Origin of the sequence: Streptomyces sp. NPDC058231, assembly GCF_042882275.1 — a bacterium.
Classification (GTDB): Bacteria; Actinomycetota; Actinomycetes; order Streptomycetales; family Streptomycetaceae; genus Streptomyces.
In genome coordinates, this window is the sequence record NZ_JBHVWN010000004.1 from 100801 (window position 1) to 114974 (window position 14174).

The 14174-nt window shown below is 67.8% G+C and carries 17 protein-coding genes; 8 read left to right on the top strand and 9 right to left on the bottom strand.

Going from position 1 to position 14174, the window contains the following annotated elements; genetic code table 11:
• Window positions 1-447: 447 nt before the first annotated feature.
• Together ACFVXE_RS04305 and ACFVXE_RS04310 are read right to left on the bottom strand one after the other, a co-directional pair.
• The gene (locus ACFVXE_RS04305; RefSeq protein ID WP_389669045.1) at window positions 448-1365 is read right to left on the bottom strand and encodes a DsbA family protein; all 918 of its coding nucleotides are present in this window, start codon (window positions 1363-1365) and stop codon (window positions 448-450) included.
• On the bottom strand, window positions 1362-1796 hold the full coding sequence (locus ACFVXE_RS04310; RefSeq protein ID WP_389669047.1) for an RrF2 family transcriptional regulator: 435 nt from the start codon (window positions 1794-1796) through the stop codon (window positions 1362-1364). Before ACFVXE_RS04310 ends, ACFVXE_RS04305 begins: the two co-directional genes overlap by 4 nt.
• 137 nt (window positions 1797-1933) lie before the next feature.
• Between ACFVXE_RS04310 and ACFVXE_RS04315 the strand changes: the two genes are divergently transcribed.
• Window positions 1934-2440: a cupin domain-containing protein gene (locus tag ACFVXE_RS04315; RefSeq protein ID WP_389669048.1), complete on the top strand. Its 507-nt coding sequence runs from the start codon at window positions 1934-1936 to the stop codon at window positions 2438-2440.
• Here ACFVXE_RS04315 and ACFVXE_RS04320 read toward each other — a convergent pair.
• Complete coding sequence (locus tag ACFVXE_RS04320; protein WP_389669050.1) at window positions 2364-2705, bottom strand: TetR/AcrR family transcriptional regulator C-terminal domain-containing protein; 342 nt, start codon at window positions 2703-2705, stop codon at window positions 2364-2366. The genes ACFVXE_RS04315 and ACFVXE_RS04320 overlap by 77 nt on opposite strands.
• Before the next feature lie 191 nt (window positions 2706-2896).
• On the bottom strand, window positions 2897-3961 hold the full coding sequence (locus tag ACFVXE_RS04325; RefSeq protein WP_389669052.1) for a glycoside hydrolase family 43 protein: 1065 nt from the start codon (window positions 3959-3961) through the stop codon (window positions 2897-2899).
• Window positions 3962-4790: 829 nt separating this feature from the next.
• Here ACFVXE_RS04325 and ACFVXE_RS04330 point away from each other — a divergent pair.
• From ACFVXE_RS04330 to ACFVXE_RS04340, 3 genes are all read left to right on the top strand, one after another.
• Entirely contained in the window at window positions 4791-5294 is a 504-nt protein-coding gene (locus ACFVXE_RS04330; RefSeq protein ID WP_389669054.1) for a MarR family winged helix-turn-helix transcriptional regulator, read from the top strand.
• Between the two features lie 79 nt (window positions 5295-5373).
• On the top strand, window positions 5374-5937 hold the full coding sequence (locus ACFVXE_RS04335) for an isochorismatase family protein (RefSeq protein WP_389669056.1): 564 nt from the start codon (window positions 5374-5376) through the stop codon (window positions 5935-5937).
• Window positions 5934-6515 (top strand): YbhB/YbcL family Raf kinase inhibitor-like protein, encoded by a 582-nt coding sequence (locus tag ACFVXE_RS04340; protein ID WP_389669058.1) that lies wholly within the window; start codon window positions 5934-5936, stop codon window positions 6513-6515. Before ACFVXE_RS04335 ends, ACFVXE_RS04340 begins: the two co-directional genes overlap by 4 nt.
• 129 nt (window positions 6516-6644) lie before the next feature.
• Here ACFVXE_RS04340 and ACFVXE_RS04345 read toward each other — a convergent pair whose 3' ends face one another.
• The 3 genes from ACFVXE_RS04345 to ACFVXE_RS04355 form a co-directional block, all read right to left on the bottom strand.
• Window positions 6645-7061: a GFA family protein gene (locus tag ACFVXE_RS04345; RefSeq protein WP_389669059.1), complete on the bottom strand. Its 417-nt coding sequence runs from the start codon at window positions 7059-7061 to the stop codon at window positions 6645-6647.
• Window positions 7062-7446: 385 nt separating this feature from the next.
• Entirely contained in the window at window positions 7447-7899 is a 453-nt protein-coding gene (locus ACFVXE_RS04350; RefSeq protein WP_389669061.1) for a nitroreductase family deazaflavin-dependent oxidoreductase, read from the bottom strand.
• A gap of 149 nt (window positions 7900-8048) precedes the next feature.
• Entirely contained in the window at window positions 8049-8678 is a 630-nt protein-coding gene (locus tag ACFVXE_RS04355; RefSeq protein WP_389669063.1) for an LUD domain-containing protein, read from the bottom strand.
• Window positions 8679-8834: 156 nt separating this feature from the next.
• On the opposite strand from ACFVXE_RS04355, the gene sigJ reads away from it, so the two are divergent.
• Together sigJ and ACFVXE_RS04365 are read left to right on the top strand one after the other, a co-directional pair.
• Complete coding sequence (sigJ, locus tag ACFVXE_RS04360; RefSeq protein ID WP_389669064.1) at window positions 8835-9773, top strand: RNA polymerase sigma factor SigJ; 939 nt, start codon at window positions 8835-8837, stop codon at window positions 9771-9773.
• Window positions 9774-9920: 147 nt separating this feature from the next.
• Window positions 9921-10571 (top strand): HAD family hydrolase, encoded by a 651-nt coding sequence (locus tag ACFVXE_RS04365; protein ID WP_389669065.1) that lies wholly within the window; start codon window positions 9921-9923, stop codon window positions 10569-10571.
• A gap of 290 nt (window positions 10572-10861) precedes the next feature.
• On the opposite strand, the gene ACFVXE_RS04370 is transcribed toward ACFVXE_RS04365, so the two are convergent.
• Entirely contained in the window at window positions 10862-11443 is a 582-nt protein-coding gene (locus tag ACFVXE_RS04370; protein ID WP_389669066.1) for an AAA family ATPase, read from the bottom strand.
• A gap of 169 nt (window positions 11444-11612) precedes the next feature.
• Between ACFVXE_RS04370 and ACFVXE_RS04375 the strand changes: the two genes are divergently transcribed.
• Window positions 11613-12029: a hypothetical protein gene (locus ACFVXE_RS04375; protein WP_389669067.1), complete on the top strand. Its 417-nt coding sequence runs from the start codon at window positions 11613-11615 to the stop codon at window positions 12027-12029.
• Window positions 12030-12281: 252 nt separating this feature from the next.
• Here the strand turns inward: ACFVXE_RS04375 and ACFVXE_RS04380 are convergent, their stop codons facing one another.
• Window positions 12282-13091 carry an alpha/beta fold hydrolase gene (locus ACFVXE_RS04380; RefSeq protein ID WP_389669068.1) on the bottom strand — a complete coding sequence of 270 codons (810 nt, stop codon included), beginning with the start codon at window positions 13089-13091 and terminating at the stop codon, window positions 12282-12284.
• A gap of 519 nt (window positions 13092-13610) precedes the next feature.
• Between ACFVXE_RS04380 and ACFVXE_RS04385 the strand changes: the two genes are divergently transcribed.
• On the top strand, window positions 13611-14159 hold the full coding sequence (locus ACFVXE_RS04385; RefSeq protein ID WP_389669070.1) for a TetR/AcrR family transcriptional regulator C-terminal domain-containing protein: 549 nt from the start codon (window positions 13611-13613) through the stop codon (window positions 14157-14159).
• The last annotated feature ends 15 nt before the right edge of the window (window positions 14160-14174 follow it).

Genomic DNA, 14174 nt, shown 5'->3' on the forward strand with positions numbered 1-14174 from the left:
GTCAGAAAGCCGGCTCAGGCCCGGGCGGGCAGGCCGAAGGGACTTCCGTACGTGTGGACCACGTTGTGTGCAGGGCGGCGGACGCCGAGCAGGCCACGGGGCCGACCGGATCACGGAGAGGGGAACTGCGAAATGTGCTGAGAACAGCGGGTCGATGGACGCGGGCTCAGCCGAACGGCGAGCGGACGGATCGACGGAGGCCGCCAGGGCCTGTACGCCGTGCGTTGCGGGTGGTCAGCGACAGAGAGCGCTGGACGTGCGCCGCAGGTCCACGTAGCGGCACACCACACCGGGGTGCGTCGTAAGCATGGTGCACATCCTGCTGGCAGCCGCTACGGACTGTCAATGGACACCTTTTGGTGTCTCATCTGGCGGGACGGCATCTTCCCTGTTCAAGGGCCCGTCAAGGATTCACCGAGGGACCAACAAGAGCCTCCCAGCGGCGCGTTACGGGGCGAGCGGGCAGCCGTCGGCGACGGCCGGATGCACCGCCGCCTCCTCCGGGTGGAGCCACAGGGGGCCGTTCCCGGTGTCCATCCGGACCGCCTGCGGCGGGGGCCACGGACCGTTCGCCAGCAGCACCCGTTCGGGATCGGTCAGACTCCGATGACGCCGCAGCGCAACCTCCGGCGACGGCCCGTCCGAGGAAGACATCAGCCCCGGGCACAGCTCCTCCACGACTGAGGCGTACTCCTCGAAGGACCGCCAGCCGGGCACCACGCGGTACCCCTCAGGGGTGCGGATCAGCAGGGTCGGCAGCGCGTACCGGTACCCACCGTCCATGGTCTCCTTGGCGGCGCCCGGATGTGGCGACCCGTCCCGCACGGTGAGCACCTCGCGGACCGGGCGGCGCGCCTCGGCGCGGTCGGCGCGCACTCGCTCCCGTAGGGCATCGGACGCCGCGTCAGCAGCCAGCTTTCCGACATCCAGGCCAGGTATCCCCCGGACTGCGGCCAACGCCAGCTCGAAGGTGTCCGCCGGCTCCCCGCGGACGAAGACGGTCTCCCGCAGCCGCCGCAATGCCCGGTCGGCCACCTCACTCCCCTGCACCTCTGCCGCACCGGCGACGAGCGAGGACGGCCAGGAACTCGCCGCGACCCTGCTCAGACGTACCGCCCGAGGGGCCTTGGTGTGCGTGCTGATCTCCTCGACGTAGCGCGCATACCACGCGGTCTCCGCCGCCGGATCTGGCGGAACGTCATCGTCGTCGTCGAAGAGAATGCAGAACACCCGGCGCCAGCGCACCCGGCCGTCCAGGGCCGCACGCAGCCGGCGGAATACGGGCTCCGCCCCCCAGGCCCACGGACACAACGGGTCGGTGTACTCGACCACTTCCGCCCACGGCGGATGCAACTCGCCTGTCACGCGGCTCCCGTCCGGGCCAACGGCTCGACCGCTTCCGCGGACAGCAGCGAGAAGAGAGTCATCCCCTCCAGGACCGCCGCCGCATCGGACTCGATCCGACGCCACACCCCGGGCAGACCCACCGCAGGTCCGGGATACGCGAGCCCGGCCAGCGGCGCTCCGCGCAACGTGATCAACTCACCGTCGACGGCGCGCACAACGTCCAGCAGAGTGACCTCCTCGGCGGGCCGTCCGAGCCAGTACCCGCCCTCGCAACCGCGCTGGCTGCGCACCAGGCCGGCCTTCCGCAGCTCGCCGACCACGGACTTCAGGAAACGGAACGGAATCTCCTGCGAGGAGGCGATGGCCTCGCAGGTAAGGGGGCGGGCTGGTTCGCGGGCGAGCTCCAGGAGGGCCCGCGTGGCGTAGTCCGCCTTCGCGGAGATATGCATGCGCCCATCATGCCCGAGAGCACTCGCGAACAAGGCTCTTCATCAAGTCCGCTTCTTTCATTGCAGGAGCATTGCCGCAGGTGAAGAACAAAGGACACCACTTGACGTCTTTTTGGGCAGGCCCTAGCGTGCCCGCCATGAGCAAGCCGTTGACGACCCCCGGCGAGGGTTTCCACCCACACCTCCACGATGCATCGGACAACGCGGCGGCACCGCTGCGCACCCGGTTGCACCACATCCGTGCGAACTCCCTGGACTGTGGCACGGCGCAGACCGACGGCATGCGCCGATTCGCTGCCATCAGCGGGACGACAGTCGGTTCCGAGAAGCTCTGGATGGGCCAGACCCACGTCGCCCCCGCGACCTCCTCCTCCGACCATCATCACGGCGAGTCCGAGACCGCCATCTACGTGGTGAGCGGACACCCCGAGTTCGTCTTCCTCGACGATTCGGGCCAGGAGCCGGAGGAGGTACGGCTGCGTACCGGACCCGGTGACTACGTCTTCGTCCCGCCGTTCGTACCGCACCGGGAGGAGAACCCCGACCCCACCGACGAAGCGGTGGTCGTCATCGCCCGTAGCACGCAGGAGGCGATCGTGGTGAACCTCGCCGAGCTGTACGCGCTGCCACCGGCAGGGGCCTGACGTACCGACCGGCCCCATAGGCGTTGCCGAAGCCGGTTGCGTGTCGATGCCGTGGAGGCGAAATCGCCGCATGGCCGGTACGGGGTCCGGGCCGACGCCGTCGGTGACGACCTTCGCCACGTCCGTCGGGTCGAGGTCCCGCGTACCCAGCGTGCTCATCCCGGGCAGACTCTTCGTGGACCAGCACGATGAACTGGTCGGCCGCCCGGACCGGATCCTCGACCCGCAGGTGCCCCGCGTTCGCGAGGCGGGCCAGCCGGTGCACGGACTCGGACTGCTCGTCGCAGTAGCAGTCGACGAGCTTCGGCGCGACGTGCCGTCCGGGAGGCCGCCGTGCTCTGTCTGCTCAGCAAGACATGTCAACGGCCCCCTGTTCGAGGACCGGAGACGGGATGGGATCCCCACACCTCCTCCGACCTGCCCCGATCCCAAAGGGCCTCCGCCGCGCCTGCCGCCCTACTCGAAGAACTTGAGGCTCCACCCGGTGTCGGCGGTCGGGCCGGGGACGTTGGCACGGCTGTAGGTGGTGTTACCCCACCAGGTGAACGTGCCGGTGTACCAGTACCGGTTCTCCCACGCGTACGGCGTTCCCTTCGGAACCGCGTGGAACATCAGGGGAAAATTCGAGCCGGCGGGCGGGCTGGTGCCGATGTCGCCGTTGAGCAGGACGAAGCTGTGGTGGCCTGGACCGTTGACGTAGAGCGTCGGGTCCCAGCCGGACATCATCGTCGCGCGGTTGGAGCCGAACAGGCAGCCGTTCGACTTGTACCAGTCCCAGACGTACGTCGGGTCGCCGCCGGCCCGCAGCCGCAGGTCTGCCAGGCAGTACTGGTCGCTCCAGCTGCCGTTGGCGGAGTACACGACGTGCAACTGCCCGTTCGGGTCCTTGATGGCTTCGGGACCCTCGTTGATGAACGGGTCGCCGACCACCCGTTCCCAACTCTCCCGCGGCTGCGAGATGACGTACCGCGCGCCGGTCGGCGTGGTGGGACTGCTCATTCGCACGATGTAGAGGTTCTGCTCGACGTTGGTGTCGCCGGCCCAGCCGGACCAGACGAACCAGCGCTGCCCGTTGAAGGTGAACAGGGTCCCGTCGATGGCCCACTTGTCGTCCGGCAGAGCCAACTGGGTCTCGCCGGTGTATCCGCTGTCCGGGCCGGCCGAGCTGATGACGTACATCCGGTGGGCCGACCCACGGCCGGCCGAGAAGTAGATGTAGTAACGACCGCCGTCCGTCACGATCTCCGGAGCCCAGACCTCACCGCGGCCGGCGGTGTCCGACCACACCTGCCGGGCGGGCGACGACGCCAGTGCGGCGGGCGACGACGCCTGCCGCACGGCGATGCCCCCACCGGTCGACTGAACAGATATGTAGGTGCCGCCGACCCGGATCACGCTCGGGTCCGCGGCCCTGATGGTCTGTTCCGCCTGAGCGGGCTCGGCGGACGACAGGGACATGACGGCAACGAGGACACCGGACAACGCAACGGCGGCGCCGGAAAGAAGGCGAGAGAGCTTCATGGTCCCGCTCCAAGGTTGGCCTCCGCTGCGACGCCGAGCCGGCGGGGGGATTTACATCGATGGAAGCGCGCTCTCACAGCATCCTGACCAGTCCTGGACATGTCAATATGTTGCACGGGCTTGCGCGAATTCGGTCATGATCCGATCGATACACAGACCCACCAGGGTTTCCTGCTCTGGCATCACGTCGAGGAGTCGTCCAAAACACACACAACACAACAAGCTGCTGTCCCACGGCGTGGTCGGCACAGTGATTCTCAGCAGGACCTCCCGGCGGCGCTCGGTTCGAATCCGCACCCCCTCCCCCGCTGACCGGCAACGACGCGCCACGGATCACGAAGTGCAGCTGCCGTCTCAGCGCGAGCGCTTCCAGCGCCACGCGCCCAGGGCCGCGGCGAGGACGAGTATCGCGAGGACGATCGCCGCCGCCACGTAGTGGCCGGGAGTGGCCCAGGAGGGACCCAGGAGGGGCCCAGGAGGGGCCCGGCCAGACTGCCACGCCTACCTTGGCGGTGTCATCGGCGGTCGTGGCGTCATGGCTGGGACGCCCGGCCTCACCGTCGGAGACGGTTACTCGCCCACCGTGGTGGGCGACGTCCTGCCGCGTAAGGCGGAACCAACCCTTACCCACCCCGCTCGGCGTCGACCGGAGCCACGCGGCCACGCACACGCAGCCATCGATGGTGCGAGCGTCTCCCCGCTTTGCAGCCCGAAGCCGTGCCCGCAGGCGATGCCCGGACAGAGCACCGGATCGCACACCCTGGCGCAGCCCCGTGAGGGCCCGACACCCGCTTGCCCTATTTCACATAGCTATCTAGCATAGGAAATCATGGAGGACGAGGACGTACGGCGATTTCGCCGCCAGATGAAGCTGCTGCAGCGGCGTCTGCGCCGAGAAGTGCTGCCGGTGGGCGGCCTCTCGCACAGCGAGGTGCAGGTGCTGGCTGTGATCGTCCGTACCGATGCCGTCACGCCGCGCAGTGTGGCCGACGAACTGCGGATGACCAGCTCGAACGTAGCCGCCGCGTTGCGGGAGCTGGAGGCCGATGGGCTGGTGACGCGGGAGCGCGATCCCCAGGACGGTCGTCGAGTGAAGCTCTCGCTGACCCAGCGGGGCGCCGGGCTTGTCGCCGCCTTCCGCAGCGAACGCGACACCTGGCTCGGGCGGGCGATCACCACGCAGCTGACTGCCGAGGAGTCCGCCTGCCTCGCGCGCGCAGGGGACCTGATGGAGCGGCTGTCCCACTTCGCCCCCGAGGGACCACCCGACGTCACACCGGCCCGCATCGCACCGGTCGACGACTCGCGCACGGCGGCCGAGGGCAAGCAGTGACTCGACCTCACCACAGCGGGGCCACCGGCCCGACGCATCCACCGACGGACTCGACCCCCCGAAACACGAAGGCCGCGACATGCCACTGACCACTCTCGACCGGACACCCGCGCTGATCGTCGTCGACCTGCAGAAGGGAATCGGCGGCCCGCATGTCCCCTCCTTCGGCACGGTCGTGGACAACTCCCGACGCCTGGCAGACGGGTTCCGCGCCCATGGCTTCCCGGTCGTCCTCGTCAACGTCGCCGGCGGTGCGCCCGGCCGCACCGACACCTGCCGAAACCGGGCGCGAACCGCCCGGCCGGACGGCTGGACCGAACTGCTCGACGAGCTCGACCCGCAGGACAGCGACATCCGCATCACCAAGCGCACCTGGGGCGCCTTCCACGGCACCGGCCTGGCGGAGGAGCTCGCCGGGCGCGGCGTCACCCAGGTGGTCATCACCGGGATCGCCACCAGCATCGGCGTCGAATCCACGGCCCGCTCCGCCCATGAGCACGGGCTGCACGTGGTGCTCGCGACAGACGCCATGACCGACTCCAACGCAGAGTCCCACAACAACAGCCTCACACGGATCTTCCCGCGCCTCGGCGAGACCGCCGCCACCGACGAGATCCTCGGCAGGATCGAGGTCACACGATGACTCTGCTCGGCCGACTCCTGAACAACCGCAGGGCAGGCGATACCCACACGGCCTGGAACCTGCCCAATCTGCATGGCCCCGAGCTGCTGACCCTCACCAGTCGAAACTTCGGCAACGGCGGCTCCATGCCGAGGGAGCACTGCGCGAAGACCATCGGCGGCGACGACCTGTCTCCCCACCTGGCCTGGACCCCGCTCCCACCCGACACCGCACAGCTCCTCCTGGTCGTGGAGGACATCGACGTCCCCATGGCCAAGCCCGCCGTGCACTGCCTCGCCCTGATCGACCCGGCAGCCGGACACCTGGAGCCCGGCGCCCTGGCCGCGAAACGGCCCGGCCCCGGGGTGCAGGTGCTGCGGTCCACCATCGGACGCGGCTACCACGGTCCCGCACCCGTCAGAGGCCACGGACCACACCGCTACGTCTTCCAGTTGTTCGCTCTCTCAACCCCCGTGGACAGCACCCCCGGCACACCCGGCACAACGCCCGTGGACCGGGCACGACCCCGCACCCTCCTGCCCACCATCACCGGGCCTGTCCTCGACCGCGGCCGGCTGACCGGTGTCTTCGAACGCTGACCCCGAACCCAGGCCACAGCAGGCCGCCGGCATCCAGCCACATGGAACACCGGCGATCCCACCGTCGCGGTCGAGGGCGTCGACGCATGTGGTCCCTGCGATGCTCCACGGCGCCCACTCCGGTTGTTGCTACAGGTGGAGCGGGTCGGGAGCAAGGGCGATGGTCATCCACGGGACGGCACGCTGACGGAAGCTGTGCCCCACGGGCGCCAAGCCGCTGCCCTGCTCGGCGAGGCTGAACGTCGTCACCATGACCATGTCCGAGTCGTCCGCCACGGAGACGAGGTGGGTGCCGCAGCGCGGGCAGAATCCTCGGTGCAGGGTCGGCCAGGTCGAGTACCACGTCGGCTCCCCGCCGGGGCCGGTCCAGATCAGCGTCTCCCGGCGGAACCCGGCCCACGACATCGCCGGTGAGCCGGACAGCAGAGTGCAGTGGTCACAGGAACACAGGTGCGGATCGTCCGGAACGCCTGTCACCTCGTACGCGATGTGAGCGCACTGGCAGCGGCCTGTGCGCAGGCAGGGAGCTGTGGTCGATTCGGTCACTGCGACATCTCCTTCGACGCAACGTGCAGATGCAGTGCCAGTCTGCTGCCCCGAAGCAACCCACGCCGGCGTTCGGGATTCCGCGCCCCACGTGGACAGGTAAATCACCCCTGGCGGTGAACAGCAGCCCAGAACGTGGCGAACTTGTCTGTCCGCGACGAAGCAGGTCGACCGCGAGGCGCTGACCGGCAAGGGCAAAGTTCGTCAAGTCGCACCACGTGGCCCATCGGCTCCCGGCCGCCCGTCTGCGTCAACTCGATTCGGCGCGACGGGGCGTTCCCCGGGGGAACGCCCTGTCTGTCCTTGGAAGAACGCGGTCGCAGCAGCACAGGTTGGGTGAGTCCGGACACCCCCCGCTTGGCGGGGGCTCCTGACACGGGGCGGATCAGTCGGCCGTACGCGCCAAAGCGACAACGGGTACGCGACGTCCGGACCGCTCCTGAAAACCGGCGAAGTAGGGCGTGTGCTCCAGTTGCTGGGCCCAGAGCCGCTCACGCTCCACGCCTTCGATCTCGGTCGCCGTCACACCGTACGTCTCGCTGCCTACCTCGATGCTGGCAGTCGGTTCGGCCAACAGATTGTGATACCAGCCGGGGTGATTCTCTCTGCCGCCGTTGGCGGCGAAGACCACGAGTCGGGCTCCGTCCCGTAGATAGGTCACGGGCATCGTGCGTGGTTGCCCGCTGCGGGCACCGATGGTGGTGAGCAGGAGGAGGGGCACCCCCTCGAAGTCACCGCCGACGATTCCGTCGGCGTACCGGAACTCGTTGATCACCAATTGGTTCTGCTGTAAACGCTCCGACATCGACGTCGATCCCTCCTGAGGGTCTGCGGTCATGTCACCCTCCCGCTCGGGCTCGATCAAGGTCCAGCGGGACGGACCGTCAGTCGTCAAGGCACTGCGACCGACCGAGGTCCGATGAGTGGCCATGGTGGTTCATCCTGCTGCCGTTCTGGATCAGCCTAGGCCAGATGACTCCTGATGGTTCAGAATCCGATGGCTTCACGGAGCAGCAGGACGGTGCCGCGTCCAGGGTGGTGTTCTGCGTTGAGGACGAGAAGGCGGTTGATGGCGCTGGGCCACCCGTAGGCTTCCTGGGTGCGGGCGCTTTCCAGCGGGAGGCAGTGGTCTTCGACGCGCCGCAGCGCGGTGTCGAGGTCGGGTACCACCTTCTGCGCCCCGACGATCCAGATCGCGCGGGCGGCGCCACCGGCGTAGCCGGGCAACTGGCTTCCGCTGCCCGAGGCGAGCACGAGGGAGCCGGTTTCGGTGAGCGCGGCGACGCTGCCCACGATGACGTCGGGGCTGGCGAGCAGCCGCCGGATGTCGTCGGCGCCGGTGACTCGGTCCATGGCCAGGACGAGTGGCTTGATGGCCTGGTACCGTCCACCGGCGTTGATGTCCTCATCGATCCCGGACAGGCGGAGGGTCTCGCTGGCCCCGGTGAACACGCTGGCGCCCTCCGGTATCAGATCTTCGATCCGGGCACGCGCGGCGGCGGCGTCGTCGAGGATCTCCACGGTGAAACCGTGTGCGGTCAGTGCAGTGGCCGCCCGCTCCAGGCGCTGTGCGGGCGCCGGGTCGGCGAAGGGTGTTGCCGGTATCGGGGTGGTCATGATGTCCCTGAGCTTCCTGTTCGCCGGATGATGTGTTCGTCTCAGCAGTTCGACAAGACAGCCCTCCGGAATGTGAGGCCGGTGCGCAGCCTCACATTCCGGTGCGCTGTCTTGTCGAACTGGTGAGGGCTAGCGACCAAGGGAGCCGTTGGAACCATGACCACCCGATCCATGCCGGGACACGACCGGCCCGATCCAGGCCAGGACGCGATCATGAGCGAGCGGCGTCAGCTGATCAATATCGCCTACCGCCTCCTGGGCTCACTGGCCGAGGCCGAAGATGCCGTCCAGGAGACCTACGCCCGCTGGTACGCCATGTCCCCGCAGGAGCAGGACGCCATCGAACTCCCCGGCGCCTGGCTGACGACGGTCACCAGCCGCATCTGCCTCAACGTGCTCGGCTCCGCCCGGGCCCGGCGGGAGACTTACGTGGGCGAATGGATCCCCGAGCCGCTACCCGAACGTACGGAGTGGAGCACCGGGCGGCTCGGCGGCACCACCGTCGACCCGGCCGACCGGGTCACCCTGGATGAGTCGGTCAACCTGGCCTTCCTGGTCGTCCTCGAATCGATGACCCCGGCCGAACGCGTCGCGTTCATCCTCCACGATGTCTTCTGCCACTCCTTCGCCGAAGTGGCCGGGATCGTCGGCCGTACCCCGGCGGCATGCCGCCAGTTGGCCGCCTCGGCCCGCCGCCGCATCCGGGCCTCGCAGCCTTCCGCGACTCCGGCAGCCCAGCGCGCCGACATCGTCAGGGACTTCAAGCTGGCATGGGAAGCCAAGGACATCGACGCCCTCATCGGCCTGCTCGATCCCGACGCCACGGCGATCGCCGACGGCGGCGGCCTCGCAACGACCTTCCTGCACCCCATCGAAGGCGGCGAGCAGATCGCGCACGCCTGGATCGAAATCGCCCGCCGGAGGCCCGGCAACATGACGTTCCTGGAGCGTACGGTCAACGGTCATCCCGGCCTGACGGCTCAGCAGGACGGCCTCACCGTCACGGTGTTCGCGTTCGACATCGCGGGCGACCGGATCAAGCGCATCTGGGTAGTGCGCAACCCTGAGAAACTCCGTCACTGGACGACGGGCTGACGCGCCCTTCCCCTGCCACCGGTCCGCTCACAGCCGCCACCCGGCACCGGGACACCCTGATGGTTCTTCGACCGCAGGCCCCGAGCAAGCCACCACGACTTCACCCGCAGTCACGAACCAACTCGTCGATTCCCGTAGCATGCAGGTGTGATCAAGCCCATTGAACTCGTGATATTCGACTGTGACGGCGTTCTGGTGGACAGCGAGCGGATCGCGGTACGCGTGGATGCGATGAGTCTGGCATCGCTCGGCTGGCCACTCAGCGAGGCCGAAATCGTCGAACGCTTTGTAGGTCGTTCGCACGCCGACATGATCACCGACGTCGAGAAGCATCTCGGCCACAGGCTTCCGGACGGGTGGGAGGCGGAGCAGCACCAGCTGTACCACAAGGCCATGGAGGCCGAACTCAGCGCCGTCGACGGCGTGGTGGAGGCCCTCGACCAGATCCAGCTGCCGGCCTGTGTAGCCTCCAGCAGCGGCCACAACGGCCTTCGCCACACCCTGGGTCTGACCGGGCTGTACTCGCGTTTCGAAGGACGCATCTACAGCGCGTCGGAAGTGGTCAACGGCAAGCCTGCACCGGACCTCTTCCTCCACGCTGCACGGCAAATGGGTTTCACCCCTGAGGTCTGCGCCGTGGTCGAGGACAGCCGCTACGGTGTACAGGCTGCCCGTGCCGCCGGCATGCGTGCGTTCGGCTACTGCGGCGGGCTCACGCCCGCAGAGTGGCTGCACGGACCGGGCACAGTGGTCTTTGACGACATGCGTGAGCTACCGACTCTCCTCGCCAAGGCATGATCCTCAGTTGTTGATCATCGGACACCACTGATCGTGTTCAGGGCTGTCAATCGACGGTAGCGATGAGGGATGCGGCCATGCCGATGAAGGCCAGATGTGGTCGACGTTGCGTTCGTATCGACGGTGAAGACGTCGGCAGTCCGCCGGCCAGGCCGGGCGCCTCGCGACCGCACCGCAAGTCGCCTGCCGGTCCTGGCGACCGAACCCAGCGCAGTCGCCTGGGCCGCGGTGGGCCCCGGGGCGACGGCGCGTTCGCGTACATGTTCACCTCCCCTGAAGAATTCTGACTGTCACCGACGTGGCAACCGCTCAGTCACAGTCGCGGAATCATCCATCGTCCTGTCACCAGTCGTCGTGGTGCCGTCGAGCCACGCCCGCGCTGCCCGCGGGGTGGCGAGGTGGATGACATCGAGGGGCGCGAACCGAGGGTCAACGCAGCGAGTGGCGATGTCAACCCTGCGCTTCGCGTGTTGCGACCAGGCCCACCAAGCGGGGTGGTCGGCCTTGAACCAGTCGCCCGCGGTTTCGACGTTCCCGCCGAAGATCCGGCGGCGGAGCAGGGTACGGGCCGCCGACCGGCGCAATACGCGACGCATGACCACCGGGCGGGAGTAGTCAAGCCAGACGATGGTGTCGGCTCGGGACCACAACAGGTCTCGGACCTGCGGGTAGCCGAAGGAGTCGAAGATCCAGGAGGGGCCGGAGCTGATCTGCGACACGTCCTCGAGCAGGCGTGGGTTCTCCTCCCACTGGGGGCCGGCGATGGCCAGCGCGTCCATCTCGTGAAAGGGGATCGCGACGCGCTCGGCGATCGCGCGGGCCAGGGTGGTCTTGCCTGCACCCGTGCTCCCGGCGACCAGGACTCGTTTCATCGAAGAAATACTCTTCAGCAGCGCTCTCGAGGTCAAGGGCGACCCGAGACGGGCCCGCGTCGACATCAAGGCAGCCCTTGTGACAACCATCGCGCTCCTCAACTCACTTTCCGTTTCATAGGATTGCTTGAGTGGAACAAGGGGAGGTCACATGCGCCAGCTTGCGCGTTTGAGCGTTGTGACGGCCAGTGCAGTAGCACTGTTCGGTGCCATGTCCGGGGTGTCGTACGCCTGGACCCAGCCGCTGTCGCTCTGCGACGGTTCGGCGGACGACGCGGGCGGTGTGGACTGTCACGTCCGGTTCTACACCGACAACAGCTACCTCGAGGAAGCCGGAATCGGGTATTTCACCGCCTACGGTGAGCAGTTGACCGCCAAGGACTCGCACGCGGACGGGTTCGGCGTCTACGCCCAGGCGACCTGGGCCGCCGGCGGACAGTCCGGAGAGGTGCGGGCCACCGGCGGTTCGGGCGGCACCAAGTCGGTGAACCTGTCGTTCCCCGAGGGCGCCAAGATCACCCTCAAGGTATGCCAGACAGACAACGGCGGACTGTACAACTGCCTTTCGGTGACCGCGACGGCCTGACCGTCCCTCGCCCCCGCTCGTCTCCTGACTCCGGAGCGGTGCCCCACCCGAACCAGGGGCGCCCTTCCGGCGGTCAGTTGAGCCAGGAACTTCCTCCCTTCGAGGAGGGAAGCAGGCGATCCTCCCGTGGTGGCGGACCAGGCCTCTCGCCGAAGTCTTCGGCGCCACGGGTGCCGTCCGGCAACACGGGCCCGGCCGGCTGGGCAGGGACAGTCCCGGTGCGCAACCGTCCAGGTCTCGCTCAAAGAAGAATCAGGAGCCGCTGCGGCGAAAGAAATCGTGCAACTCCTTGGCCACCCGGTCGGGCCCGCCGTCGTTCTCCGGACCGTCGTGCCCGAGGCCGGCCAGCACCGTGACCCGGCGCTGCGGCAAGGCATCGGCGAGACCTTCGACTGCGACCTCGAAATAGGATGGCCCTTTCGTCCCGCGCATGAGGAGGACGGATGTGCCGAGGTTCGCGTAGTCGGAAAGCGTATCGCTCATCTCGCCGATTATTTTCATGTCGTAGCGCATCGTCGGCGCAAGGTCACGGATTGTGACGTCGCTGTCGCTTCCGTCGCCCTGGAGCCGCATGATGAGCGCCATCGTCGGAACGAGCAGCCGGCGTGGCATCCGCTGGAAGAGAGGCTCGGTGCCAAGGCCCTTCATGATGCTGATGACCGCAGCGGCGATGCGCCCCTCCGAAAGCCTCCTCTCGTAGGAAGGCACCCACTCCGTCGGCACGGAATCATCGATGGAAAAGGGCGCCTCGTAGAGGGCTGCCATTTCTATAGCAGGCACTTCGAGCGCCGTCCTCAGCGTGACCAACGCTCCTGCGCTCAGTCCGAACATGTACCGAGCTCGAGTACCGGAAATGACCGCCTGCATGTCCTCGACTTCGCGCATCACGCTGAACCGATCTCCGAACGGACCGCTCAACCCGCGACCGCGCCGGTCAGGAATATAGACCGTGAAGGCATCCGACATGAGCCGCCCAAGTCTCATGAAATCCTGCGACGACTTCATGCCGCCGTGCAACAGGACAAGACCCGGACCACGACCCATTTTCCGGTAGCCGATCACCGTTCCGTCCCTGGAGACGACGCTCGCTTTCGTGTATGGCTCTGTACGTCTCACCGCATTCCCCCTCCGGGTGTGATCATGGGCTCGGCAGAGCAGCCACCAGCACCCTGTCCACCGAACTGCTTACCGGGACTCGGACATGGGCACTTTCGGTCCCGTTCGGCCGGTCGGCTCGGTGATCACTCGCGCCGCTGAAGCACGATCCCTCGGCGCCGTCGGCCACGCCGCCGCACCACAGTTCCAGGCCATCCGGAACGCTCAGCGAGGGCTCGTTCCCCCTTGCGTTCCCAACGCCCTCCCGGCGGTCCACACGAGTCCCCTGACTCGGCGTCACCATCTCGACCCCCGCGCCTTGCTGTCGGATCCCAGGCGGCTGAGGCCGGGCAGGAGACTCTGCGGGCACCAGGAACTACCTGCGTCCTGCCGCACCTTCACACCCCCGCATCGAGGTGAACATCGTTCACGTGTACATTGTTCACTCGCGCGAGGCGGAGTTGTCAAGCGCGACTGGAGGATGGAATGGGGCAGCGGCGCACCGAGGTCCTGCAGGCCGCGATCGACCTGCTGGACGAGGTTGGCATGGACGGCCTCACCATGCGGCTCCTGGCAGCCCGCATCGGGGTGAGGGCGAGCGCGCTCTATCGGCACTACCCGAGCAAGCAGGCCATGCTCGACGCGATGGTCGCACATCTGGCCCTGCCCCTCGCCGATGCGCAAGCACCGGCCGGTGCACCTTGGGACGAGCAGTTGCGGCACACCGCGAGCAGCCTGCGTGAGGTGATGCTGGCACACCGCGACGGCGCCCGCCTCATGTCCACCTTCCACACCCCCGGACCCGAGGCGGCCTCCAACTTCCACGACCTCATCACCGTCCTCCGGAGCGCAGGCACCGCACCGGACACCGCGGTCGTGGCCGTCGACACCGTCCTCGCCTATGTCAACGGCCACACCATCGAGGAACAGGCCCGCATGACGGAGTCTCACACGTGGCCCAGGCACCGCCGCGACCGCGCCTTCGACAACGGCCTGGAACTGATCCTCACCGGTATCCGCGCAACCCTGGACTGAACGCACCGCGTCCCT

What these genes read in the sequence shown, in the direction of transcription:
- ACFVXE_RS04310 (WP_389669047.1), bottom strand. Translation starts at nt 1,796, where the DNA reads ATGCATATCTCCGCGAAGGCGGACTACGCCACGCGGGCCCTCCTGGAG.
- ACFVXE_RS04315 (WP_389669048.1), top strand. Translation starts at nt 1,934, where the DNA reads ATGAGCAAGCCGTTGACGACCCCCGGCGAGGGTTTCCACCCACACCTC.
- ACFVXE_RS04325 (WP_389669052.1), bottom strand. Translation starts at nt 3,961, where the DNA reads ATGAAGCTCTCTCGCCTTCTTTCCGGCGCCGCCGTTGCGTTGTCCGGT.
- ACFVXE_RS04330 (WP_389669054.1), top strand. Translation starts at nt 4,791, where the DNA reads ATGGAGGACGAGGACGTACGGCGATTTCGCCGCCAGATGAAGCTGCTG.
- ACFVXE_RS04335 (WP_389669056.1), top strand. Translation starts at nt 5,374, where the DNA reads ATGCCACTGACCACTCTCGACCGGACACCCGCGCTGATCGTCGTCGAC.
- ACFVXE_RS04340 (WP_389669058.1), top strand. Translation starts at nt 5,934, where the DNA reads ATGACTCTGCTCGGCCGACTCCTGAACAACCGCAGGGCAGGCGATACC.
- ACFVXE_RS04350 (WP_389669061.1), bottom strand. Translation starts at nt 7,899, where the DNA reads ATGACCGCAGACCCTCAGGAGGGATCGACGTCGATGTCGGAGCGTTTA.
- ACFVXE_RS04355 (WP_389669063.1), bottom strand. Translation starts at nt 8,678, where the DNA reads ATGACCACCCCGATACCGGCAACACCCTTCGCCGACCCGGCGCCCGCA.
- sigJ (WP_389669064.1), top strand. Translation starts at nt 8,835, where the DNA reads ATGACCACCCGATCCATGCCGGGACACGACCGGCCCGATCCAGGCCAG.
- ACFVXE_RS04370 (WP_389669066.1), bottom strand. Translation starts at nt 11,443, where the DNA reads ATGAAACGAGTCCTGGTCGCCGGGAGCACGGGTGCAGGCAAGACCACC.
- ACFVXE_RS04385 (WP_389669070.1), top strand. Translation starts at nt 13,611, where the DNA reads ATGGGGCAGCGGCGCACCGAGGTCCTGCAGGCCGCGATCGACCTGCTG.